This is a genomic window from Amycolatopsis sp. cmx-11-32, assembly GCF_047608695.1.
GTDB lineage: Bacteria > Actinomycetota > Actinomycetes > Mycobacteriales > Pseudonocardiaceae > Amycolatopsis.
On the sequence record NZ_JADNQN010000001.1, the window covers coordinates 315,860 to 337,537 of the forward strand.

A 21,678-nucleotide genomic window follows, 5' to 3' on the forward strand; every position below is an offset into this window, starting at 1 on the left:
CGCCTCTCACTCCGTTCTCCGTACACCCCCAGGGCACGGATTCCGGAGCAAGAGGCCCGGACACGGTACGAAACCGCTTGACAACTGTAAACCACTGCATACATAGGCTGTCAACAGCTGCGGACAGACAGAATCGCGTTACACTTCAACTACAGAACGGGACCATGGAACGAACGGGGGGCCATGTCGCCGCACCAGACCTTCGCCCAAAAACTGAGCGCGTTGATCGACTCGGTGCGCGCGGACGAAGGTGCACCGCACAGCTATCGCGAACTGTCCGCGGCGATCGATCGCGCCGGCGGGCCCGCCATGTCACCCGCGTACCTGCAGCAGCTCGCCACCGGCAAACGGATCAATCCGAAGATCCACTACGTCGAAGCGCTCGCGAGACTTTTCGGGGTCCCGATCACCTACTTCTTCGAAGACCAGGAACCGCACCCCATCGGAGAGGCGAAGCTCATGGCCATGCGCGCGCAGGAGCTTTCCCCGCAGGGCCGTCGTCAGGTCATGGATCTGCTGGAACTCGTCGAACGGTACGAACGGGCCGAACGCGAGCAGCCGGGTGAAAACCGATGAAGGAACGCGAACTCCGCAAACGCTGCCGAAAGATGTTGAACAGCCTCGACATCGAACCGCCGCTCGACGTCGGCGTGCTCTGCGAGCGGCTCGGCGAGCGGCGTGGCAGGCCGATCCGGTTGATGCCGTATCCGCTGGAGGTGCCCGGCCCGTTCGGCTGCTGGATCGCCACCTCGTCGGCGGACTACATCTTCTTCCAGCAGGAGACCACGAAGTCCCACCAGGATCACATCGTCCTGCACGAACTCGGGCATATGCTCGCCGACCACCATCCCGGCGGCGACGCCGAACCGGCCGACTTCCTGCGCGGCCCCGCACCCGGGCTCGACGGCGACGCCGTACACCGCGCTTTACGCCGCACCTCCTACGATGAGGCGCACGAATGGGAAGCCGAGACCGTGGCGACGATCATCCTCGAATGGGCGTCGGTCTTGAACTACACGATTCCCCGTCGCGCCGACGACGATGACGTCCGCCGTGTCCAAGGCGCGCTGGGCGACCATCAAGGGTGGCTGTGAACTCGCTGTTCTCCCCTCTCAACCTCGTGGCGATGACACTGTTCGCGACAGCGCTCGCCTGGCGGATCTATCAGACGTACCGGGCGCCGCGGGTGCTGTCCAACTGGGCGATCACCATCACGATCGTCTGCGTCGCCGGTTCCTTCCTCGCCCAGCAGAAAGTCATCTCCGGCTGGCTCGACGGCCTGACCGGCAGGGGCACCGGCCGCCTCGTCAACAACGTCATGCTCGCCTTCGGGGTCTGCGCGCTGTTGATCGTCTTCCTCGGCTCCGCGCTCGGCCCGCGCCGGCCACGACGGGTCCTCTTCGAACTGATTCCGCTGGCAGGCGCGATCGCGCTGATGCTGGTGGCCATGGCCATCACTCCGCCGGAAGCACGCGGGCTCGCGCTGAGCCCGAAGATCGTGCACGTGTCCGGGGTGGCACTGTTCTACCTCGGGGCCGGGCTGTACCTGATCTACGGCCTGTCCGCCTGCGCCTGGTGGATCTTCCGATACATCCGCACGGCGGACCGTCACCTGCGGACCGGGTTGAAACTCAGCGCCGCCGGACTGATCTGCCTTGCCGCAGGCAGCGTCATCCGCGCGCTCTACATCGTGATCGCCTGGGCGTTGGGGCCGTCGATGCCGCTTCTGCTCACCGTCGCCGTCCCGCTGGTGCTACTCGGGATCTTGCTCTTCCTCGCGGGGATCACCTATCCCGGTGTCCGCGCGCGGCTCGCCGCGCTGCGCCGCCGTCGCCAGCACCGCTTGCACCACGAACGGCTCACCCCCTTGTGGACCGCCCTCGCCGAGGTCTACCCGAACATCGTGCTCCGGACCACCCCGCAGGGATCGTGGGAGCGGTGGCGTCCGCGCACGATCCATCGCCATTACTACCGCCGTGTGATCGAGATCCGGGACGGGCTCGTGCAGTTGAGCCCCTACCTGGAAACCGATCTCACCTCGCTCGCCGTCGACGACCCCAGCGCGGCGGCGGAGGCACTGAAGACGGCGATCGCCAGGCAAACCGCGGGCGAGAAGACCGACGGGCGGGCGAAACTCGTGCTTCCCGGCGGTGGCGCGGACATCGAATCCGACGTGCGGCCGTTGCTCGCGCTTTCGGCCGCGGTATCCCGGAACGGGGCATGACCTTGCAGCTTCTCCTTACCGCCAGCCGGATCCTGCCACGCCCGAGCACACCCGTCGAGGACGGCGCCGTGCTCGTCGAGGGCGACCGGATCCTCGCGGCGGGCCCGCGCGCCGAAGTCACCGCGCAGGCGTCGCCGGACGCTGAAAGACTCGACTTCCCCGGCGCGACGCTGATGCCCGGCCTCTTCAACGCCCATGTGCACCTGGCTTTCGACGCCACCCGCGAGATGCTCCCGAATTTCCTGGCGAGTGACGACGTCGCTCTCCGCGCCGGGGCCAAAGACCGCTTGGGGCAGTTGCTGCGCAGCGGTGTCACGACGGTGCGAGACCTCGGCGACCGCGACGCCCTCGGCGCACGGGTCCGGGTGGAACTGGCGGCTGAAAGGATCGCCGCTCCCCGTCTGCTGACCGCGGGCACGCCGCTGACCGTGCCCAGGGGACACTGCCATTTCTTCGGCGGTGAGGTCACCGGCGACGGCGTGATCCGCGCGCTCATCGACGCCAACGCGGCCGACGGCGCGGACGTGATCAAGGTGATGGCCAGCGGCGGCCAGATCACCGAAGGCGGCGCGGACATGTGGGAGTCGCAGTTCGACGTCCGGCAACTGCAGTTGATCGTCGAACACGCGGCGAGCCACGGGCTTCCCGTCGCGGCGCACGCTCACGGCGCCGACGCGATCGAGGCGTCGGTCGAGGCCGGCGTCCGCACCATCGAACACTGCACGTGGATGACCGGGCCACAACAGCAGGACCGGCGTGACGGCGTCGCCAAACGGATGGCCGACGAGGGCATCGCGGCGTGCTCGACGAGCAGCCGCAACTGGCGCGTACTGGCCGAGCGCATGGGTGAGGAACTCGCGAAGAACGTCTACGGCCGGCTGTCCTGGCTGGAGGAACTGGACGTCCCGCTCCTGTCGGGGACGGACGCCGGGCTTCCCGGTTCGGTCTTCGACGACCCCGTCGGCGCCCTCGAACTCTACGAATGGCTTGGCTTCGGCAAGCGCCGGATCCTGGAGATCGCGACCGAGGACAGTGCCACCGGACTCGGCTTCGGCGACGTCACCGGACGGCTCGCCCCCGGACTGAGCGCCGACGTCCTGGTGGTCGACGGCGACCCGCTCACCGACCTTTCCGCACTCCGGAACCTTCGTCTCGTCCTCGCGCGCGGCTCCCAGGTCTGACCCGAGAGTGGGGCCGCCTGTTTGGTGACACCGTTTTAAAACGGTGTTATTGTCGCCTTCGCCACCACAGCGAAGGGAAAAACCATGGAAGGCCCGATCAGACTGTTCACGGTCATCGCGCTCGTGTCGCTGCCGACGGTGATGTACGGCGGATACGCCTTGATGGGCGTCCTGCGCGACCGGAAACTGACCGAACACCAGCGGACCATGTTCCGCGCCGGCCACGCCCACGCCGGTGTCCTGCTGGTCTTGGCGCTGGTCGCGCTGCAGATCCTCGGGCAGACCGGGCTCACGGACACCGCGTCGTGGATCGTGTGCTTTCTCCTGTTGTTCGGTGTGCTCGCCCAGTCGGGTGGCTTCTTCCTGCACCTGGCACCGGGCAAGGGCAAGCTCGGCGGCCGGGTCACCAGCGCCGGGGCCGTCCTGCTCGGGGCGGCGATCCTGACCACCGCGTACGGCGTGGCCTTCCCCTGACAAAAGCGTTGACGGCCGCTCGTTAAGCTTGCTGACGTGCCTGAATACCTGCCGACAGCCCCCGCCAAGGGGACCCGCGACTTCCTGCCCGCCGAGATGTCCGTCCGGACGCAGGTGTTCGGCCATCTCTACGACGTGCTCGAACTGCGGGGATTCCTCCGCTACGACGGCCCGATCCTCGAACCCGCCGAGATCTACGAGCGCAAGTCCGGTCAGGAGATCGCGGACCAGCAGCTGTACACGCTGACCACCAAGGGTGGCGAGCGGCTGGCGCTGCGCCCGGAGATGACACCGTCGGTCGCCAGGATGATCGCGGGCAACGCCAAAGCGCTGCAGTTCCCGGTGCGCTGGTACAGCCACCCGAACTGCCACCGCTACGAGCGGCCGCAGCGTGGGCGGGTCCGCGAGCACTGGCAGATCAACGCGGACATCTTCGGTTCGGACAGCGCGAACTGCGAGATCGAGATCTTCGAGCTGATCCACGACATGATGGGCGCGCTCGGCGCGACCCCGGACATGTTCCAGGTGCGCGCCAACGACCGGAACCTGCTCTCTTCGGCGCTCACCGACATCGTCGGCGTGACCGCGGAGCAGTTGCCGCAGGTGTTCACCCTGGTGGACCGCTGGGAGAAGTCGGACCGCACGAAGCTGAGCGACGTCGCGGCCGAGATCGGGCTGACCGGCAAGCAGTTCGAGAAGCTGACGGAGACCCTGTCGTCCGGCGCGGCCCTGCTCGACGAGCTGCCCGAGCAGGTCAAGGAGAACTCCAACCTGGTGAAGGTGCTGAACAGCGGCGCCGCGAACCTGATCACGTTCGATCCGATGATCGTGCGCGGGCTCGCGTACTACACGTCGACCGTGTTCGAGGTCTTCGACACCTCTCCGGAGAACCGCCGGGCCCTCTTCGGCGGCGGCCGGTACAGCGACCTGGCGTCGTTGTTCACGTCGCAGCAGATCCCCGGGATCGGCTTCGGCATGGGCGACGTCACGCTGATCGACTTCCTCGACACCCACGAGCTGACGCCGAAGCCGCGCAGCGAGGCCGATGTCGTGGTGATCCCGGTGGTCGAAGAGCTCACCGACGCCGCACGTGAGGTCGCGGGACGGCTCCGGAAAGCCGGTCTGCGCACGCTCACGCCCGTCGAACTCCGCAAGCTGGGCAAGGAACTCACCCGGGCCGACAAGGCCGGAGCGCGGGCCGTGGTGATCGTCGGCCAGGAGGACTGGGACGCCGGAAACGTGACGGTCCGCGGTCTCGCGACCCGCGAGCAGCAGACCGTCGCCCTCGACGCCGTGGTCTCGACCGTCGCTTCTTTGCTCTGACGCGGAAATCCGGCGCCGGGTTGATCCCGGCGCCGGACCTCGTCTCACTCAGCGCGAAAGCGTTCGCATGGACGCTTCGGGGTAGCGCTCCCCCGCGACCGCGTCAGCGGGTACCGCCGCCTCGATCGCGGCCACGTCCTCGGCGGTCAGCTTCAGCCCGACGGCCGCGACGTTCTCTTCGAGGTACTTGCGCCGCTTCGTCCCCGGAATCGGCACGACGTCCTCACCCTGGGCCTGCACCCACGCCAACGCCAGCTGGCCCGCGGTCACACCCTTCTGCTCGGCCAGCGCCCGCAGCGCCTCGACGATCGCCAGGTTCCGCTCCAGGTTGCCATCGGCGAACCGCGGCTGGGTCGTCTGCCGGAAGTCGCCGTCCGCGAAGTCCTCTTTGGACTTGAAGCGGCCGGTGAGGAAACCGCGTCCCAGCGGGGAATACGGCACCAATCCGATGCCGAGCTCCCGGCAGACCGGGACGACCTCGTCCTCGATGTCGCGCGACCACAACGACCATTCCGTCTGCACGGCCGTCACCGGATGCACGGCGTGCGCCCGCCGGATCGTCTCCGGACCGGCCTCCGACAACCCGATGTGCCGGACCTTCCCCTGCTCGACCAGTGAGGACAGCGCGGCGACGGTCTCCTCGATCGGCACGTCCGGGTCGACACGGTGCTGGTAGTACAGATCGATGTGGTCGACGTTCAGCCGCCGCAGCGACGCTTCGACCTGTTGCCGCACATAGAATTCGTCGCCGCGGATCCCGCGCTTGCCGGGATCCGCCTCGTCGCGGACGATGCCGAACTTGGTGGCCAGCACGACCTTGTCCCGCTTGCCTGTCAGCGCGCGGCCGACGAGTTCCTCGTTGCGGCCGAAGCCGTACATGTCCGCCGTGTCGATCAGGGTCACACCCAGCTCGATCGCGCGATGGATCGTCGCGACCGATTCGGTGTCGTCACCTTGGCCGTAGAACTCGCTCATGCCCATACAGCCGAGCCCCTGCGCGCCGACTTCCAGCGCGCCGAGACCGCGGGTGGGCAGGGTTGAACCCGTCATGTTTTCTCTCGCATTCTTCGGAGACTTATTTGCCGGCGGCGCGAGCGAGCCGCTCCGGGTAACGCTCACCGGCGATCGCCTCGACGGGCGCCGCCTTTTCGATGGCCGCGATGTCCACTTCGGACAGTTCCAGTTCCGCCGCGGCGGCGTTCTCTTCGAGGTACTTACGGCGTTTGGTGCCCGGGATCGGCACGACGTCGCCACCCCGCGACTGCACCCACGCGAGCGCCAGCTGTCCGGCGGTGACGCCCTTCTCCGCCGCCAAAGCACGCAGCGCCTCGACGATCGCCATGTTGCGCTCGACGTTGCCCTCGGCGAACCGCGGCAGTCCGCGGCGCATGTCGTCCGCGGGCAGGTCCTTCACCGACGTCACGCTGCCGGTGAGGAAACCGCGGCCGAGCGGCGAGAAAGGCACGACGCCGATCCCCAGTTCACGAACGGTCGAGAGGATCTCGCCCTCGATGCCGCGAGTCCACAGCGACCATTCGCTCTGCAGCGCCGTCACCGGGTGCACGGCGTGCGCGCGACGGATCGTCTCGGCGCCGGCTTCGGAGATCCCGGCGAACCGGATCTTCCCCTCCTCCACCAGCTCCGCGAGCGCGCCCCAGGTCTCCTCGACCGGCGTGTCCGGGTCGACGCGGTGCTGGTAGTAGAGGTCGATGTGGTCGACGTTCAGCCGTCGCAAGGACTCTTCGCAGCTCTGCTTGACGTACGCCGCGTCGCCGCGAGCGGTCATCCCGCCGTCTTCGGTCCAGATGATGCCGAACTTGGTCGCCAGCACGACCTGGTCCCGTTTGCCCGCGATCGCCCGGCCGACCAGTTCCTCGTTCTCGCCGCCGCCGTAGACGTTCGCCGTGTCGAGCAGGGTCACACCCAGTTCGAGGGCGCGGTGGACGGTCGCGATCGACTCCGTGTCGTCGTTCCGGACACCGTAGGCGTCGCTCATTCCCATGCAGCCGAGCCCCTGCGCCCCGACTTCCAGACCGCCGAGCTTCCTGGTGCTGATCACGCTGAAATTCCCTCCATGGTGACACCGGTGCCGAGCACCTTGCGTTCCACCTGGTCGTAGTGGTCGATCTTGTAGTCGAGGATGTCGAGGCAGGCCTGCAACTCGGCGATCCGGTCGGCGACCGAGGTGCGCTGGTCGACGAGGATCGACTTGCGCCGTCCCGCGCTCGCCGCTCCGTGGTGGCGCAGCGACGCGTACTCCCGCATGCGCTTGATGGGCATGCCGGTCAAGCGCAGCTTGGTCAGGAACCCCAGCCATCCGAGGTCGTCGTCGCTGTAGGCGCGACGCCCCGCGGCGTCCCGCGCCGGAGGCTCGACGAGTTTGATGCGCTCGTAGTACCTGAGGGTGTCGATGGACAACCCGCTACGTCGCGCGGCTTCCGCTATCGAGTAGCTCATGTGAACGACAGTACGACCTGGAGTGCACTCCAGGTCAAATCCGAATCCGAGCGATTGATAACAGCGTTGCGATACGCTCTGCTCATGCCCCGCCCCAGGACGCACGACGAGAACCTCCGGCTGAAACTGCTGGACCGCGCCGGTGAGCTCATCTCGGCCGACGGCCCGAAGGCCCTCAGCCTCCGCAAACTGGCCGCCGACGTCGGCACGTCCACCACCGCGGTCTATTCACTCTTCGGCGGGAAAACAGACCTTGTCAGCGCGCTTTTCTCGGAGGGCTTCCGGCGCTTCGGCGTCCGGATGTCCGGGGTCTCGCTGAGCGGCGACCCGGTCGAGGACCTGGTGCGCCTCGGCGTCGCGTACCGGGAAAGCGCGCTGGCCGATCCGCACCTCTACGCGATCATGTTCACGAAGTCGGTGCCGGGTTTCGAACCGGCCGAGGAGACGTCCGAGCAGGCTCGCGCCACGATGGCGCCGCTGGAGGAGACGATCCGCACCGCTGTCGCGGACGGCGTTTTCCTCGGCGCGCCGCCCGAGGTCATCGTCGTGAGCTGCTGGGGCACCGTGCACGGCCTCGTGTCGCTGGAACTGAACGGGAACCTGCCGGACGCGTACACCGTGAGCACCGCTTACGAGACGGCCCTGCGGGCGAACGCCTCCGGCTGGCTGCGCCGCTGACAGCTCGCGTTTAGCCCGCTAAACGCGACGCCGCGCGCTTGCTCAAGTACATGAAGGCCCCCATCCTTGCGCCTAGCTCCAGGGTCCCGGCAAAGTCGCAGCGACGCTGGTGGTAGTCCGGGCTTGACGTTTCTGGTGCCTGCAAGAGCCGAGTGGGAAGATTTGGGACGGTGAACGTCCGAAACCTTCCCCGCTCGGGCGTGTGCCGGAGGGAGACTCCGCGACCAGTGTGACCGCAGCGACGACTAACCGCCTAACCCGCAAGACCTCGACTTTGCCGGGACCTTGCGCCTAGTTCCGTGAAGGCCCCCTTCACGTACTCCCTGAAGCGGCGGGAAAGGGTCCTCACGCGCACCCGGATCGCGTTCAGCGGGCTAAACGCGATCGGAGTCCGCTCAAACGGCCCCGTACTGCCGGTCCCCCGCGTCCCCGAGACCCGGCACGATGAACCCGGAGTCGTTGAGCCGCTCGTCGACGCTCGCGGTCACCACCCGCACCGGCAGCCCGGTCTTCCCGAGGTGCTCGATTCCCTCGGGAGCGGCCAGCGCGCAGATCGCGGTGACGTCGGTGGCGCCGCGATCGGTGAGCAGCCGGATCGTGTACTCCATCGAGCCGCCGGTCGCCAGCATCGGGTCGAGCACCAGCACCGGCCGGTCGGCGAGCGATTCGGGCAGCGACTCCAGGTACGGCGTCGGCTTGAGCGTCTCCTCGTCGCGGGCGAGCCCGACGAAGCCCATCTGGGCGTCGGGGATCAGCTTGTGCGCCTGGTCCGCCATCCCCAGCCCGGCCCGCAGGACCGGCACCAGCAGCGGCGGGCTCGCCAGCGCGTAGCCGTCGGTGCGCGCCACCGGCGTGTGGATCCGGTCGACGCGCACGGGCATGTCGCGGGTGGCTTCGTAGACCAGCATGACGGTCAGTTCGTGCAGCGCCGCGCGGAAGGCGGCGCTGTCGGTGCGCGCGTCGCGCATGGTGGAGAGCCTGGCCTTGGCCAGCGGGTGATCAACGACGTGCACATCCATGCCGGTCAATTTAACGTCTCACGCCTGCCGCGCGAACCAGCCGACCCAGCGGCGCTGCCAGGGTGTCTCCACCGAACGCTCGTGGTGGTTCGCCCGTGCCCACGCCACGGCCTCGTCGGCGCTCAGCCCGCCGAGCGTCGCCAGGCAGGACAGCACCGTGCCGGTCCGCCCGACCCCGCCGTAACAGGCGACCTCGACGTTCTCTCCCGCCGCGGCCCGCCCGTGCGCGGCCACGATCTGCTGCCGGGCCTCCTCCCGGTCCATCGGGAGCAGGAAGTCGGGCCAGCGGATCCACTCGTGGTCCCAGTCCAGCTTGTGGTCGTGCTTCCGGCGCAGCTTCGCGCCACCCAGATATAGCCCGAAGTCCGGCGAAGGCCCCTCTGGCCAGGGACGACCCAGGCCTCGTCCTCGAATCTCGACACCGTCCGGCAGCGTGATCGCGCCGGGTAATGAGTTCCCCATCACGGCAGAATCCCATTGTCGGCCGGAAGGTGGACGCCCGGCCCTCCCGGCGGCGCTAGGCTCCTGCGCGTGAGCGAAGAGTCCGCCCTGCCGGGACCCGAACAGATGCGCATCTCCGACGCCGACCGCGAGCAGGTCGCGCAGGTGCTGCACGCGGCGATGTCCGAGGGCCGCATCACCATCAACGAGCTGGAAGAACGGCTCACCATCGTCTACGCGGCCAAGACCGTCGGCGACCTCGAACCGGTCACCGCGGACCTGCCGCGGAACCGCTCGGCGATCCAGCCGGCGACGTCGCGCGCGCTCGGTTTGCCCGACGACCGCATCGGCGGGCATCCGGGCTCCGGCGCCTCGATCGCCGTCATGTCCGGCGCGTCCCGCAAGGGCAGCTGGGTCGTCCCGCCGCAGCACAACAGTTTCGCGTTCTGGGGCGGGACCGACATCGACCTGCGGCACGCGCGCTTCGCCGAGAAGAACACGACGATCACCGCGGTCGCGATCATGGGCGGGATCGACATCGTCGTGCCCGACGACATCAACGTGGACGTCACCGGAATCGGCTTCATGGGGGCCTTCGAACTGGAGGACCGCGCCGGTACGCCCGCCGCGCCGCCGACCGCCCCGACGGTGAAGATCACCGGACTGGCGTTCTGGGGCGCCGTCATCGTCAAGCGAAAGCCACGCAACAGAGATGTACCTGAACTCGAAGGCTGAACCGAACCGGGGGGACCGTCTGATGCGCCGAAGTTTCGTCGCCATCGCTTGTGCCGCACTGCTTTCCGTCACTGCCTTCCCGGCGGCGGCGGGCGGAAAGACCGATCCGCGCCAGACCGCGATGGACGCGGCGGTCGCCGCCGGCATCCCGGGGATGGTCGCGGTCGCCGACGATTTCCGAGGCGTCAGCGGCGTCGCGAGCATCGAGCGGCCCGGCAAACCCGACGCCTCCGGGCGCTGGCGGGTCGCGAGCGTGTCCAAGGTCTTCGTCGCGACGCTGGTCCTGCAGCTGGCGGCCGAGAAGCGCGTCGGACTCGACGAACCTGTCCAGCGCCACCTGCCAGGGCTGCTGCCGTATCCGGAACCGATCACCGTCCGCCAGCTGCTGCAGCACACCAGTGGCCTCCCCCGCGACCTGCTTCCCGAGGACTCCTGGGCGACCGGGCCGGAGGTCGACACCGAACGCTTCCAGCACTTCGACAGCGACGACCAGATCCGCCTCAGCACGAAGAAGCAGCCGCTGGTGTTCAAGCCGGGGACGAACTGGGCGTACTCCAACACCGGCTACAACGTCCTCGGCCTGCTGGTCGAGAAGCTCACCCGCAAGCCGCTCGAACGGGTGCTGGACGAGCGCATCGCCCGCCCGCTGCACCTGCGCGACACCTCGCTCCCCCGCGACTTCCCGTTCCTGATCGGCCCGGCCGCCCGCGGCTACGAGCAGCTGTACGACGCCCCGCGCGGCCTCACCGACGTCACCACTTACAACTACTCGCGCTACTTCGGCGCGGGCGGCGTGGTGTCCTCGGGCGCCGACCTCAACCGCTTCTTCGAGGCGCTGCTCGGCGGCCGCCTGCTGCCGGCCGATCTCCTCGCGCAGATGAAGAAGACGGTCCCGGCGGGTGGGATGGAGTACGGCCTCGGCCTGATGAAGCTGAACCTCAAGAGCGCGGGCATCTGCGCGGAGGACATCACCATCTGGGGCCACGGCGGCGACCTGCCCGGCTTCAACACCCTCAGCTTCCGTGACGACGCGGGCAAGAACATCTCGACGCTGGCCACCGTGGACCTCACCGCGTCACCGGACGCCTCGCTCAAACGCCAGCTGCCGATGATCAGCGAGTTCTGCGCGCCGGTGCTGCCCGCGCCGGCCACCGCCCGGGCCCCGGTGCCCAGCCTGTAGGCCGCCTACACTCACCGGTATGACAGCTACGACCAGCTCGTCGGCGGTGACGGCCACCCCGGCGCCGCTGACGGACGCGACTCGCGACGAGGCGAGCCTGCGCCGGTTCCTGCACGGGCTGCCCGGTGTCGACCAGGTCGGCGTCGAGCAGCGGGCCGCGGGCCTCGGCACACGCAGCATCAAGAAGTCCGCCAAGCTCTGGGCGATCGACACCGCCATCTCGATGGTCGACCTGACGACCCTCGAAGGCGCCGACACGCGGGGCAAGGTCCGCGCGCTCGCGGCGAAGGCCAAGCGGCCGGACCCGGACCGCCCGGACACCCCGCGGGTGGCGGCCGTGTGCGTGTACCCGGACATGGTCGAGACGGCTGTCGAGGCGCTGCGCGGCACCGGCATTCACGTCGCGAGTGTGGCCACCGGCTTCCCGGCGGGCCGCACGAGCCGCGAGATCAAGCTGGCCGACACCAAGATCGCCGTCGACGCCGGCGCCGCCGAGATCGACATGGTGATCGACAGGGGCGCGTTCCTTCAGGGCCGCTACCTGGCGGTCTTCGAGGAGATCCAGGCGATCAAGGCCGCCTGTGGCAGCGCCCACCTCAAGGTCATCCTCGAGACCGGTGAACTGGCCACCTACGACAACGTGCGCCGCGCGTCCTGGCTCGCGCTGCTGGCGGGCGGCGACTTCATCAAGACCTCCACCGGCAAGGTCTCGCCGGCCGCGACGCTGCCGGTCACCCACGTGCTGCTGCAGGCCGTCCGCGACTGGTTCGTCCAGACCGGTGACCTGCGTGGCGTCAAACCCGCCGGTGGCATCCGGACGACCAAGGACGCGATCAAGTACCTGGTCGCGGTGCACGAGGTCGCCGGTGAGCAGTGGCTGACGCCGGACCTCTTCCGGTTCGGGGCGTCCAGCCTGCTCAACGACCTCCTGCTGCAGCGCCGCACCCAGGCCGACGGCCACTACAGCGGTCCCGACTACGTGACGGTGGACTGATCCATGGGCATCTTCGAGTACGCGCCCGCGCCCGAATCGCGCGACCTCGCGAACCTCAAACCGCACTACCGGCCGTTCGTCAACGGCGAGTTCGTGGACGGCTCCGGCGAGCCGCTCAAGACAATCAACCCGGCCACCGAAGAGGTGCTCGCCGAGGTTGGCACCGCGTCGGTGTCCGATGTGGACAAAGCGGTCAAGGCCGCACGCAAGGCGTACACCGGCGTCTGGTCCAAGATGCCGGGCTCGGAACGCGCCAAGTACCTGTTCCGCATCGCACGCCTGATCCAGGAGCGGTCGCGGGAGCTGGCCGTGCTGGAAAGCCTCGACAACGGCAAGCCGATCAAGGAATCGCGCGACTCCGACGTGCCGACGGCCGCCGCGCACTTCTTCTACCACGCGGGTTGGGCCGACAAGCTCGACTACGCGGGCTACGGCCCGAACCCGAAGCCGCTCGGTGTCGCGGGCCAGGTCATCCCGTGGAACTTCCCGCTGCTGATGCTGGCTTGGAAGATCGCACCCGCGCTGGCCACCGGCAACACCGTGGTGCTCAAACCGGCGGAGACCACGCCGTTGACCGCGCTCGTGTTCGCGGAGATCTGTCAGCAGGCGGAACTCCCGCCCGGGGTGGTCAACATCCTGCCCGGCGCCGGTGACATCGGCGCCGCGCTGGTGGGCCACGACGACGTCGACAAGGTCGCCTTCACCGGATCCACCGACGTCGGCAAGGCCATTCAGCGTCAGGTCGCCGGCACGTCGAAGAAGCTCACGCTGGAACTGGGCGGCAAGGCCGCGAACATCGTCTTCGACGACGCCGCGCTGGACCAAGCCGTCGAGGGGATCGTCAACGGGATCTTCTTCAACCAGGGCCACGTCTGTTGCGCGGGTTCGCGTCTGCTGGTGCAGGAGTCGATCGCCGACGAGGTGCTCGAAAAGCTCCGCTACCGCGTCTCGACCCTGCGGCTGGGCGACCCGCTCGACAAGAACACCGACATCGGCGCGATCAACTCCGCCGAGCAGCTCGCGAAGATCAAGGGACTGGTGGAATCCGGCGACGCCGAAGGCGCGGAGCGCTGGACCAGCCCGTGCCCGGTGCCGGAACGCGGTTTTTTCTTCGCTCCCACGGTGTTCTCGGATGTCCAGCAGTCGATGCGCATCGCCCGCGAGGAGATCTTCGGGCCGGTGCTGTCGGTGCTGACGTTCCGCACGCCGGACGAGGCCGTGACCAAGGCGAACAACACGCCGTATGGGCTCTCCGCCGGTATCTGGACCGAGAAGGGCTCGCGCATCCTGTGGATGGCGAACCAGCTCCGCGCCGGTGTCGTCTGGGCCAACACGTTCAACCGCTTCGATCCCGCCGCGCCGTTCGGCGGCTACCAGGAGTCGGGTTTCGGCCGCGAAGGCGGACGCACCGGACTGGAGGCCTACCTCGATGTCTGACCGTATTTCGGTGGCGAAGACCTACAAGCTCTACGTCGGCGGCAAGTTCCCGCGCTCGGAGTCGGGCCGGGTGTACCCGGTCACCGACGCCAAGGGCAAGTTCCTGGCCAACGCCTCGCACGCGTCCCGCAAGGACGTCCGCGACGCGGTTTCCGCCGCCCGCAAAGCATTCGGCGGCTGGTCAGCGGCGACGGCCTACAACCGTGGCCAGGTGCTGTACCGGGTGGCGGAGATGCTGGAAGGCCGTCGCGAGCAGTTCGTCGCGGAGGTTTCGGCGTCCGAAGGCGTGGCGGCGAAGAAGGCTCAGTCCCTTGTGGACGCTTCGATCGATCGCTGGGTCTGGTACGCGGGCTGGACGGACAAGATCGTGACCGTCCTCGGCGCGGCCAATCCCGTCGCGGGCCCGTACTTCTCCTTCACGGTCCCCGAACCGACCGGTGTCGTCGGCGTGCTCGCGCCGCAGCAGTCGTCGCTGCTGGGCCTGGTGAGTGTGCTGGCCCCGGTGCTGGCGACGGGCTCGACCGCCGTGGTCGTCTCCAGTGCGGAGCGACCGCTGCCCGCGATCACCCTGTCGGAGGTCCTGGCGACGTCCGACCTGCCCGGTGGCGTGGCGAACATCCTGACCGGACGGGCGTCGGAGCTGGGCCCGTGGCTGGCGTCGCACGCGGACGTCAACGCCCTCGACCCGACCGGCGCCGAGCCTTCGGCCCGTGCCGACCTGGCGCGAGACGCCGCGGGCACCGTGAAGCGCGTCCTGTCCGTCTCGGACGCCGAGCCGGACTGGACGGCCGACGCCGACATCGCGCGACTGCGGCGGTACCTGGAAGCGAAGACCGTCTGGCACCCGCTGGGCGTCTGACCCCCTGGCGCAATTAGTCCTCTAGTTGCGGTCCGTGTGGATCGCAACCAGAGGACTAAACGCGTTCCGGCGCCAGGCACCTCGTCGCGTTTAGTCCTCTGGTTGCGGCCGCTTTACGGGTGCAGGTCGGCGCCGGTCAGGGCCCGGCCCGGAAGCGGCTCGTTCGAGCCCGCGGCCCGCAGGCCGTCGATCATGATCCCGATGCACCGCCGGGTCGCCATCCGCGCGACCTCCTCGCCCTTGCCCGGCATCTGCCGCAGCACGGTCGCGAACAGGATCGCCACGTCACCGGTCGCGACGTCCGTGCGGAGCCGTCCCTCCGCCTGCGCTCCCCGCACGAAGGCGTCCATCACCAGCAGCAACTCGTCGCGCAGGGCCTTGATCGCGGGGTCGCCGGTGAGGATCGCCAGCGCGCGAGGCGACACCATCGCGAGCTGAATGCTCAGCTGCAGCTCCATCGACTGGTGCAAGAGCCGGATCAGGGCGTCCCAGTCGGAGGACTCCTGGTCCTTCGCGGCCTTCGCGTCCCTGAGAACCCGATCGAAGTTGTCGACGGCGACCGCCCGGATCAACGCGTCCCGGTCCGGGAAGCGCCGGTAGAGGGTGCCGACGCCGACGCCCGCCGAGCGCGCGATCTCCTCCATCGGGACCTCGGGGCCCTGAGCGGCGAAGATGACTCTCGCGGCGGCCAGGATCTGATCCCGGTTCCGGCGCGCGTCGGCACGCAAGCGGGTCTCGGGGTCGGCTGTCATGATCCTCGCCTCTCAAGGGTGCTTCGGCGCCGTGATTCTCGCACGTACGCGCGCGCCCTTCACGCTTCCCGGAGAACCACCCCTTCGCGAGTGGACGACCTGCCTCCACTTGAGTACCTTGGATGACATAAGCGGAATAAAACCATCCGCATACATTTTGGGGCCCACTTTCCGATATCGCCCGAACCCACCCGACATGCTGGGGAAGGACAAACCCGATGACCGACGTCGAGGAAACCACCGCCACCTTGCCGCTGGAACGCACTTGCCCGTTTTCACCGCCGCCGGAATACAAGAAACTTCGCGAGGAAAGCCCGATTTCCCGGGTCGGTCTGCCTTCCGGGCAGACGGCTTGGGCACTCACCCGGCTCGAAGACATCCGCGAAATGCTGAGCAGCCCGCATTTCAGCTCCGACCGGCTGAATCCGTCGTTCCCGTTGATGGTCACACGGCAAATCCGGCGTGAAGACAAGCCGTTCCGCCCGTCTCTCATCTCGATGGACCCGCCGGAGCACAGCCGAGCCCGGCGTGACGTCGTCGGGGAATTCACGGTCAAACGCATGAAGGCGCTGCAGCCGCGCATCCAGCAGATCGTCGACGAGCATATCGACGCCCTGCTCGCGGGCCCCAAACCCGCCGATCTGGTACAGGCGCTTTCCCTGCCGGTTCCGTCGCTGGTGATCTGCGAACTGCTCGGCGTCCCCTATTCGGACCACGATTTCTTCCAGGCCCGCAGTTCCAAGATGCTGAACCGTGAGGTCTCCCCCGAGGAAAGGCAGTCGGCGTTCGAGCAGCTCGAGAGCTATCTCGACGAACTCGTAACCAAGAAAGAAGCGAACCCCACCGAAGACGACCTCATCGGCCGCCAGATCCTGAAGCAGCGGGAATCGGGCGAGGAAGACCACGGCGAACTCGTCAGCTTGGCGTTTCTGCTGCTCATCGCCGGCCACGAGACGACGGCGAACATGATCTCGCTCGGCACGGTGACCCTGCTGGAGAACCCCGATCAGCTGGCGAAGATCAAGGCGGACCCGGACAAGACCCTCCCCGCGATCGAGGAGCTGCTGAGGGTCTTCACCATCGCGGAGATAGCGACCTCACGCTTCGCCACGACCGACGTCGAGATCGGCGGCACGCTCATCCGCGCCGGTGACGGGGTCGTCGGCCTGAGCAACGCCGGCAACCACGATCCGGACGGGTTCGAGAACCCCGACGACTTCGACATCGAGCGTGGCGCACGGCACCACGTCGCGTTCGGGTTCGGGGTGCACCAGTGCCTCGGCCAGAACCTCGCGCGGATGGAACTCCAGATCGTTTTCGATACGCTGTTCAAGCGTATTCCGGGCATCCGGATCGCCGTTCCGGTCGACGAACTGCAGTTCAAGCACGACTCGTCGATCTACGGCCTCCACGCCCTTCCGGTCACCTGGTAGGAGGATCCATGAAGATCATCGCGGACACCGGGAGGTGTGTGGGCGCGGGCCAGTGCGTGCTCACCGACCCCGATCTGTTCGATCAGAGCGAGGACGACGGGACGGTCATCGTGCTGAACGCGGAGCCCGAAGGCGACGCACAGGAGAACGCGCGCACGGCCGTGCATATCTGCCCTGGTCAGGCGCTCTCGCTCGCTTAAGTGAGTGGCTGTTCCGAGTCCGTGAAGGTCGCCTTGAGGGACTCTGGGTCCCTCAAGGTGGCCTTCACGGACCGCAGTCCGGCCCCAAGACCTACTTGACCGCGCCCATCGACAGGCCGCGGACGAGGTGGTTCTGCGCGATCCAGCCGACGATCATCACCGGCGACGACGCGAGCAGCGCGGCCGCGGACAGCTGCGCCCAGTACAGGCCCTCGCTGGTGATGAACCCGACCAGGAACACCGGCACGGTCCCGGCCCGCGCGGCGGTGAGGTTGACCGAGTAGAAGAACTCGGTCCACGAGAAGATCACGCAGATCAGCGCGGTCGCGGCCACCCCTGGCGCGACGACCGGCATGATGATCTTCCGCAGCAGCACCGGCAGGGTCGCGCCGTCGATCCGGGCCGCTTCGATCATCTCGTGCGGCACTTCGAGGAAGAACGACCGCATCATCCAGATGGCCAGCGGCAGGTTCATCGAGGTGTACAGGATGATCAGCGCCCACACGTTGTCCAGCAGCTGGGTGTTCTGCGAGATCACGTACAGCGGGATGATCGCCGCCACGATCGGCAGCATTTTCGTCGACAGGAAGAAGCCGAGCGCGTTGCTCGTCCCCTTCACCGGCGCCAGCGACAGCGCGTACGCCGCCGGGATTCCCAGCAGCAGCACGAAAATCGTCGAGACGATGGTGACGAACGCGGAATTCGACAGGTACGGCAGGAACCCGCGTTCGAGTACACCGGCGAACTGGTCGAGGGTCGGGGAGAAGAACAGCCGCGGCGGATCGGTGTAGGCGTCGGCCTCCTGTTTGAAGGCCGTGAGGATCATCCACAGCAGCGGGAACACGAACAGAATCGCGATCACCCAGGTCGCGACCGTCAGCGCGCCCGCGCCGAACCGGCCTCTCATTTCGCGCCTCCCTGGACCGAGAACGTGCGGAACATCAGTCGCAGCGCGAAAGTCGCGACGATCATCGTCAGGATCACGACGATGACGCCCATCGCGGACGACTGCCCGATGTCAAAACCTTGGAACGCCCGCTGGTAGATGTAGAACGGCAGGTTCGTGCTGGCCGTACCCGGGCCTCCTTGTGTCATCAGGAAGATCGCGTCGAAGCTGTTCACGATGTAGATCGCGCCCAGCAGCGTCGCCAGCTGCAGGAACCGGCTCAGATGCGGCAGGGTGATCAAGGTGAACGTCCGCCAGCGGCCGGCGCCGTCGACCGACGCGGCCTCCAGCACGTCCTTGGGCTGGCTCTGCAGCCCGGCCAGGATCAGCAGCATCATGAACGGCGTCCACTGCCAGACGACCTGGGCCATCACCGCCGCGAGCGGGAACTCCGAAAGCCAGTCGACGTCCGTGCCGAAGACGAAGTGCAGCAACCCGTAGGTCGGGTCGAACATCGTCGTCTTCCACAGCAGCGCGCCCGCCGCGGGCAGGATCAGGAACGGCGTGATCAGCAGCGTCCGGACCACGCCGCGGCCGAGGAACTCGCGGTCCAGCAGGATCGCGAGTCCCAGGCCGAGCAGCAGGGAGAAGAGGACGCAGACGACCGTGAGCACGACGGTGTTCAGCAGTGCGCCGAGGAACGTCGAGTCGGCGAAGACGTCGATGTAGTTCTGTAGCCCCACGAAATGCCGCGAGCCCGGCCGCACCAGGTTCCACGACTGGAACGAGTAGAACACCGTCAGCACGAACGGCAACTGCGTCACCGCGACGACGAACAGCAAAGCGGGCAACAACGGGAGCCGTCGTTTGAACGGCGTGTCGGTGCCGCGCTTCGGAGCCGCCTTCTTCGCGCGGGCGGGCTCGGTGCGGGCGGGAGCGGAGAGCGTGGCCATCACTGCACCTCCTGATACGACTTGCCGACGGTCTGCGCGTACTCCTGTGACTGCTCCAGTGCTTCGTCCACGGTGATCTGGCCCGCGATCGCCGCCGAAAGCTGCTGGCTCACGCGCGTGCCGAGATCCTGGAACTCGGGGATGCCGACGAACTGGATGCCGGGGTAGGGCACCGGATTCGCCATCGCCTTTCGCTGGTTGGCGTCCGCGATCCCGTCCAGCGTCGGCTGTGCGTAGGCCTTGGCGGCCTCGCGGTACTGGGGAATGTCGTAGGTCGACTTGCGCACGCCCGGCGGGACGCGGTTCCAGTCGCCATATTCCTGGGCGACCCGCCGCACGTAGGCCTTGTCGGTCATCCAGGACATGAACTTGAAGGCGGCGTGCTTGTCCTTGGCCACCTTCGGGATCGCCAGCGCCCAGGTGTAGAGCCAGCCGCTCGCCCGCGTCTTCTCCACCGGTGCCGGGGCATACCCGGACTTCCCGACGACCTTGCTGGCCGACGGGTCCTCGTTCGTGCCCGCCATGACGGTGGCGTCGTACCAGATCGCGGCCTGACCCTGCGTGTACCGCGTGCCGCATTCGGAGAAGCCCGCGCTCGACGCGCCGACCTCGCCGTGGTCGCGCACGAGGTTGACGTAGAACTCGGCGGCCGCCTTGAACTCGGGGCTGGTCAGCTTGGCGTTCCAGTCCTTGTCGAACCACTGGGCGCCGAAGGTGTTGGCGACCGTGGTGAACGGCGCGAGGCTCTCGCCCCAGCCCGGCTTGCCGCGCAGGCAGATCCCGGCCAGGCCCTTCGCCTTGTCGTCGAGTTTCGCGGCGTACTCGGCGATCTGCGACCAGGTCGGCTTGGCGGGCATGGTGATCCCGGCCTGCTCGAACAGGTCCTTCCGGTAGGCCAGGAACGAAGACTCGCCGTAGAACGGCACCGCGTACATCGATCCGTTGTGCGACAAGGATTCCTTGATGCTCGGAATGAAGTCGGCCGAGTCGTACGAAGGATTCGCCGCGATATGCGGTTCGAGGTTTTCGAGCCAGCCGTTCGCGGCCCACTGCGGCGCCTCGTAGTTGCTGATCATGACGACGTCGAACTCGCCGCCCTCGGTGGCCGTCGACGCGGTGATCTTGGCGCGCGCCTGGTTCTCGGGCAGGGAAACGAACTTGAGAGTGACACCGGGATTCGCCTTCTCGAACTCGCCGGAAAGCTCGATGGCGTCCTTCATCTGCGGGTTCGCGACGATCGCGACGACGAGCGTCCGGTCGCCGGTCCCGAGCGCGCCCGCACCGGCGCAACCGGTCAGGGTCAGCAAGAGAACCGTGAGCAGAGCGACCGTTTCACGCACTTTCGCCTCCCGGTAAGACCTGCACCTTCAGGCCGGCGCCGCTGCGCATGAGGGCGAGCGCGTCGGGGTACTGCTCCAGCGGCAGCGTGTCGGTGAGCAGGGCGCCGGTGTCGATGGCGCCGTCGGCGACCAGGTCGAGCGCGGCACCGAAGCTGTTCATGACGGCCATCGAGCCGACGACGGTGATCTCGTCGTTGTAGATCCGGAACGGCGAAAGCGCGACGCGTGCTTCAGCGGGCGCGACGCCGAAGACCAGCAAGCGGCCTCCGCGCTGAAGCGAGTCGAAGGCGGCTTCGATGGCCGGCGCGGCGCCGGTGCAGTCCGCGGCGGCGTCGAACTTCTCGTCGTCCAGGTCCTTCACGTCACCCGCGACCGCGACCGCGCCGAGGTCCTTCGCGCGACCGAGGCGGGAGGTGTTGCGGTCGACCATCGTGACGTGGGCGCCCGCACGCTGCAGCAACTGCTGCATGATCAGGCCCATCGTGCCCGCGCCCACGACGAGGAACCGCTCCCCCGCCTCGACGCCGATCCGGCGCACGCCGTGGACAGCGCAGGAAACCGGCTCGACGAGCGCGCCCTGTTCCCAGGTCATCGTGTCCGGCATCCGGTAGCAGTTCGCCGACGGAACGGCGACGTACTCGGCGAAAGCGCCGTTCACGGTGTCCCCGGTCGCGTTCCAGTTCTCGCAGAGGTTGCCGCGGCCGGACCGGCAAGGCTTGCAGTAGCCGCAGAACAGCGACGGGTCGACGGCCACGCGGTCGCCGATCCGCCAGCCACCCGGCACGTCGGCGCCGAGTTCGACGATCTCGCCGGCGAACTCGTGGCCGGGGACGATCGGATAGGGCGTCGGCGGGAAATGCCCGTCGGCGATGTGGAGATCGGTCCCGCAGATCCCACAGGCACCGACCTCGAGGACGACCTGGCGATCCCCCGGTCGAGGATCGGGCACCTCGCCGACCCTGATCTCCCCGGGCTTGTCCACGATCGCGGCACGCATGCCAGCTCCTCTTCTCTCCGCTCAAATGAGCGAGGTGGGCTTATGCTTTTGACTGCATGTCCAGGCATGGTGGGACTTTCCCTGTTGTTACGTCAACCTTTCGCACAGATTTCGC

The 21,678-nt window shown here is 67.8% G+C and carries 24 protein-coding genes; 14 read left to right on the forward strand and 10 right to left on the reverse strand.

The window, feature by feature from the left end:
- Positions 1 to 183: 183 nt before the first annotated feature.
- The 6 genes from ACM6LR_RS01520 to hisS all read left to right on the forward strand — a co-directional run bounded on the left by ACM6LR_RS01520 (position 184) and on the right by hisS (position 5,202).
- Complete coding sequence (locus tag ACM6LR_RS01520) at positions 184 to 576, forward strand: helix-turn-helix domain-containing protein (protein ID WP_414935761.1); 393 nt, start codon at positions 184 to 186, stop codon at positions 574 to 576.
- Positions 573 to 1,094, forward strand: coding sequence for a hypothetical protein (locus ACM6LR_RS01525; RefSeq protein WP_414935762.1), 522 nt, complete (start codon positions 573 to 575; stop codon positions 1,092 to 1,094). The genes ACM6LR_RS01520 and ACM6LR_RS01525 overlap by 4 nt, the downstream gene beginning before the upstream one ends.
- Complete coding sequence (locus tag ACM6LR_RS01530; RefSeq protein WP_414937053.1) at positions 1,091 to 2,224, forward strand: MAB_1171c family putative transporter; 1,134 nt, start codon at positions 1,091 to 1,093, stop codon at positions 2,222 to 2,224. The genes ACM6LR_RS01525 and ACM6LR_RS01530 overlap by 4 nt, the downstream gene beginning before the upstream one ends.
- The gene (locus tag ACM6LR_RS01535; protein WP_414943022.1) at positions 2,221 to 3,405 is read left to right on the forward strand and encodes an amidohydrolase family protein; all 1,185 of its coding nucleotides are present in this window, start codon (positions 2,221 to 2,223) and stop codon (positions 3,403 to 3,405) included. The genes ACM6LR_RS01530 and ACM6LR_RS01535 overlap by 4 nt, the downstream gene beginning before the upstream one ends.
- An 84-nt stretch (positions 3,406 to 3,489) precedes the next feature.
- Complete coding sequence (locus ACM6LR_RS01540) at positions 3,490 to 3,879, forward strand: hypothetical protein (RefSeq protein ID WP_414935764.1); 390 nt, start codon at positions 3,490 to 3,492, stop codon at positions 3,877 to 3,879.
- 36 nt (positions 3,880 to 3,915) lie between these two features.
- Positions 3,916 to 5,202: a histidine--tRNA ligase gene (hisS, locus tag ACM6LR_RS01545; protein ID WP_414935765.1), complete on the forward strand. Its 1,287-nt coding sequence runs from the start codon at positions 3,916 to 3,918 to the stop codon at positions 5,200 to 5,202.
- A 48-nt stretch (positions 5,203 to 5,250) separates the two neighbouring features.
- Here hisS and ACM6LR_RS01550 read toward each other — a convergent pair whose 3' ends face one another.
- The 3 genes from ACM6LR_RS01550 to ACM6LR_RS01560 are packed head-to-tail and all read right to left on the reverse strand — an operon-like array spanning position 5,251 to position 7,659.
- Positions 5,251 to 6,252, reverse strand: coding sequence for an aldo/keto reductase (locus ACM6LR_RS01550; protein WP_414935766.1), 1,002 nt, complete (start codon positions 6,250 to 6,252; stop codon positions 5,251 to 5,253).
- A gap of 25 nt (positions 6,253 to 6,277) precedes the next feature.
- Positions 6,278 to 7,261 (reverse strand): aldo/keto reductase, encoded by a 984-nt coding sequence (locus tag ACM6LR_RS01555; protein WP_414935767.1) that lies wholly within the window; start codon positions 7,259 to 7,261, stop codon positions 6,278 to 6,280.
- Entirely contained in the window at positions 7,258 to 7,659 is a 402-nt protein-coding gene (locus ACM6LR_RS01560; RefSeq protein WP_414935768.1) for a MerR family transcriptional regulator, read from the reverse strand. Before ACM6LR_RS01560 ends, ACM6LR_RS01555 begins: the two co-directional genes overlap by 4 nt.
- Before the next feature lie 84 nt (positions 7,660 to 7,743).
- On the opposite strand from ACM6LR_RS01560, the gene ACM6LR_RS01565 reads away from it, so the two are divergent.
- On the forward strand, positions 7,744 to 8,337 hold the full coding sequence (locus ACM6LR_RS01565; protein WP_414935769.1) for a TetR/AcrR family transcriptional regulator: 594 nt from the start codon (positions 7,744 to 7,746) through the stop codon (positions 8,335 to 8,337).
- Between the two features lie 395 nt (positions 8,338 to 8,732).
- On the opposite strand, the gene upp is transcribed toward ACM6LR_RS01565, so the two are convergent.
- Positions 8,733 to 9,356, reverse strand: a complete 624-nt coding sequence (upp, locus tag ACM6LR_RS01570; protein ID WP_414935770.1) for a uracil phosphoribosyltransferase — start codon at positions 9,354 to 9,356, stop codon at positions 8,733 to 8,735.
- Between the two features lie 18 nt (positions 9,357 to 9,374).
- A complete protein-coding gene (locus ACM6LR_RS01575) occupies positions 9,375 to 9,818 on the reverse strand; it encodes a protein tyrosine phosphatase (protein WP_414935771.1) in 444 nt (147 codons plus the stop codon).
- A 105-nt stretch (positions 9,819 to 9,923) separates the two neighbouring features.
- Here ACM6LR_RS01575 and ACM6LR_RS01580 point away from each other — a divergent pair, with 105 nt between their 5' ends.
- Genes ACM6LR_RS01580 through ACM6LR_RS01600 form a run of 5 tightly spaced genes read left to right on the forward strand, consistent with a single transcriptional unit; the run spans position 9,924 to position 15,002 of the window.
- The gene (locus ACM6LR_RS01580; protein WP_414937054.1) at positions 9,924 to 10,532 is read left to right on the forward strand and encodes a DUF1707 SHOCT-like domain-containing protein; all 609 of its coding nucleotides are present in this window, start codon (positions 9,924 to 9,926) and stop codon (positions 10,530 to 10,532) included.
- A 22-nt stretch (positions 10,533 to 10,554) separates the two neighbouring features.
- Entirely contained in the window at positions 10,555 to 11,712 is a 1,158-nt protein-coding gene (locus ACM6LR_RS01585; protein ID WP_414943023.1) for a serine hydrolase domain-containing protein, read from the forward strand.
- Positions 11,713 to 11,731: 19 nt separating this feature from the next.
- Positions 11,732 to 12,706, forward strand: coding sequence for a deoxyribose-phosphate aldolase (gene deoC / locus ACM6LR_RS01590; protein WP_414943024.1), 975 nt, complete (start codon positions 11,732 to 11,734; stop codon positions 12,704 to 12,706).
- Between the two features lie 3 nt (positions 12,707 to 12,709).
- The gene (locus tag ACM6LR_RS01595) at positions 12,710 to 14,143 is read left to right on the forward strand and encodes an aldehyde dehydrogenase family protein (RefSeq protein ID WP_414935774.1); all 1,434 of its coding nucleotides are present in this window, start codon (positions 12,710 to 12,712) and stop codon (positions 14,141 to 14,143) included.
- A complete protein-coding gene (locus ACM6LR_RS01600) occupies positions 14,136 to 15,002 on the forward strand; it encodes an aldehyde dehydrogenase family protein (RefSeq protein ID WP_414935775.1) in 867 nt (288 codons plus the stop codon). The genes ACM6LR_RS01595 and ACM6LR_RS01600 overlap by 8 nt, the downstream gene beginning before the upstream one ends.
- 113 nt (positions 15,003 to 15,115) lie before the next feature.
- Here ACM6LR_RS01600 and ACM6LR_RS01605 read toward each other — a convergent pair whose 3' ends face one another.
- Positions 15,116 to 15,754, reverse strand: a complete 639-nt coding sequence (locus ACM6LR_RS01605) for a TetR/AcrR family transcriptional regulator (protein ID WP_414935776.1) — start codon at positions 15,752 to 15,754, stop codon at positions 15,116 to 15,118.
- 218 nt (positions 15,755 to 15,972) lie between these two features.
- Here ACM6LR_RS01605 and ACM6LR_RS01610 point away from each other — a divergent pair, with 218 nt between their 5' ends.
- A complete protein-coding gene (locus ACM6LR_RS01610; protein ID WP_414935777.1) occupies positions 15,973 to 17,187 on the forward strand; it encodes a cytochrome P450 in 1,215 nt (404 codons plus the stop codon).
- Between the two features lie 8 nt (positions 17,188 to 17,195).
- Entirely contained in the window at positions 17,196 to 17,387 is a 192-nt protein-coding gene (locus ACM6LR_RS01615; RefSeq protein ID WP_414935778.1) for a ferredoxin, read from the forward strand.
- 91 nt (positions 17,388 to 17,478) lie between these two features.
- Here the strand turns inward: ACM6LR_RS01615 and ACM6LR_RS01620 are convergent, their stop codons facing one another.
- Genes ACM6LR_RS01620 through ACM6LR_RS01635 form a run of 4 tightly spaced genes read right to left on the reverse strand, consistent with a single transcriptional unit; the run spans position 17,479 to position 21,563 of the window.
- Entirely contained in the window at positions 17,479 to 18,294 is an 816-nt protein-coding gene (locus ACM6LR_RS01620) for a carbohydrate ABC transporter permease (protein WP_414935779.1), read from the reverse strand.
- Complete coding sequence (locus ACM6LR_RS01625) at positions 18,291 to 19,226, reverse strand: carbohydrate ABC transporter permease (protein WP_414935780.1); 936 nt, start codon at positions 19,224 to 19,226, stop codon at positions 18,291 to 18,293. Before ACM6LR_RS01625 ends, ACM6LR_RS01620 begins: the two co-directional genes overlap by 4 nt.
- Positions 19,226 to 20,566 carry an ABC transporter substrate-binding protein gene (locus ACM6LR_RS01630; protein ID WP_414943025.1) on the reverse strand — a complete coding sequence of 447 codons (1,341 nt, stop codon included), beginning with the start codon at positions 20,564 to 20,566 and terminating at the stop codon, positions 19,226 to 19,228. The genes ACM6LR_RS01625 and ACM6LR_RS01630 overlap by 1 nt, the downstream gene beginning before the upstream one ends.
- A complete protein-coding gene (locus ACM6LR_RS01635) occupies positions 20,559 to 21,563 on the reverse strand; it encodes a zinc-dependent alcohol dehydrogenase family protein (RefSeq protein ID WP_414935782.1) in 1,005 nt (334 codons plus the stop codon). The genes ACM6LR_RS01630 and ACM6LR_RS01635 overlap by 8 nt, the downstream gene beginning before the upstream one ends.
- Between the last annotated feature and the right edge of the window lie 115 nt (positions 21,564 to 21,678).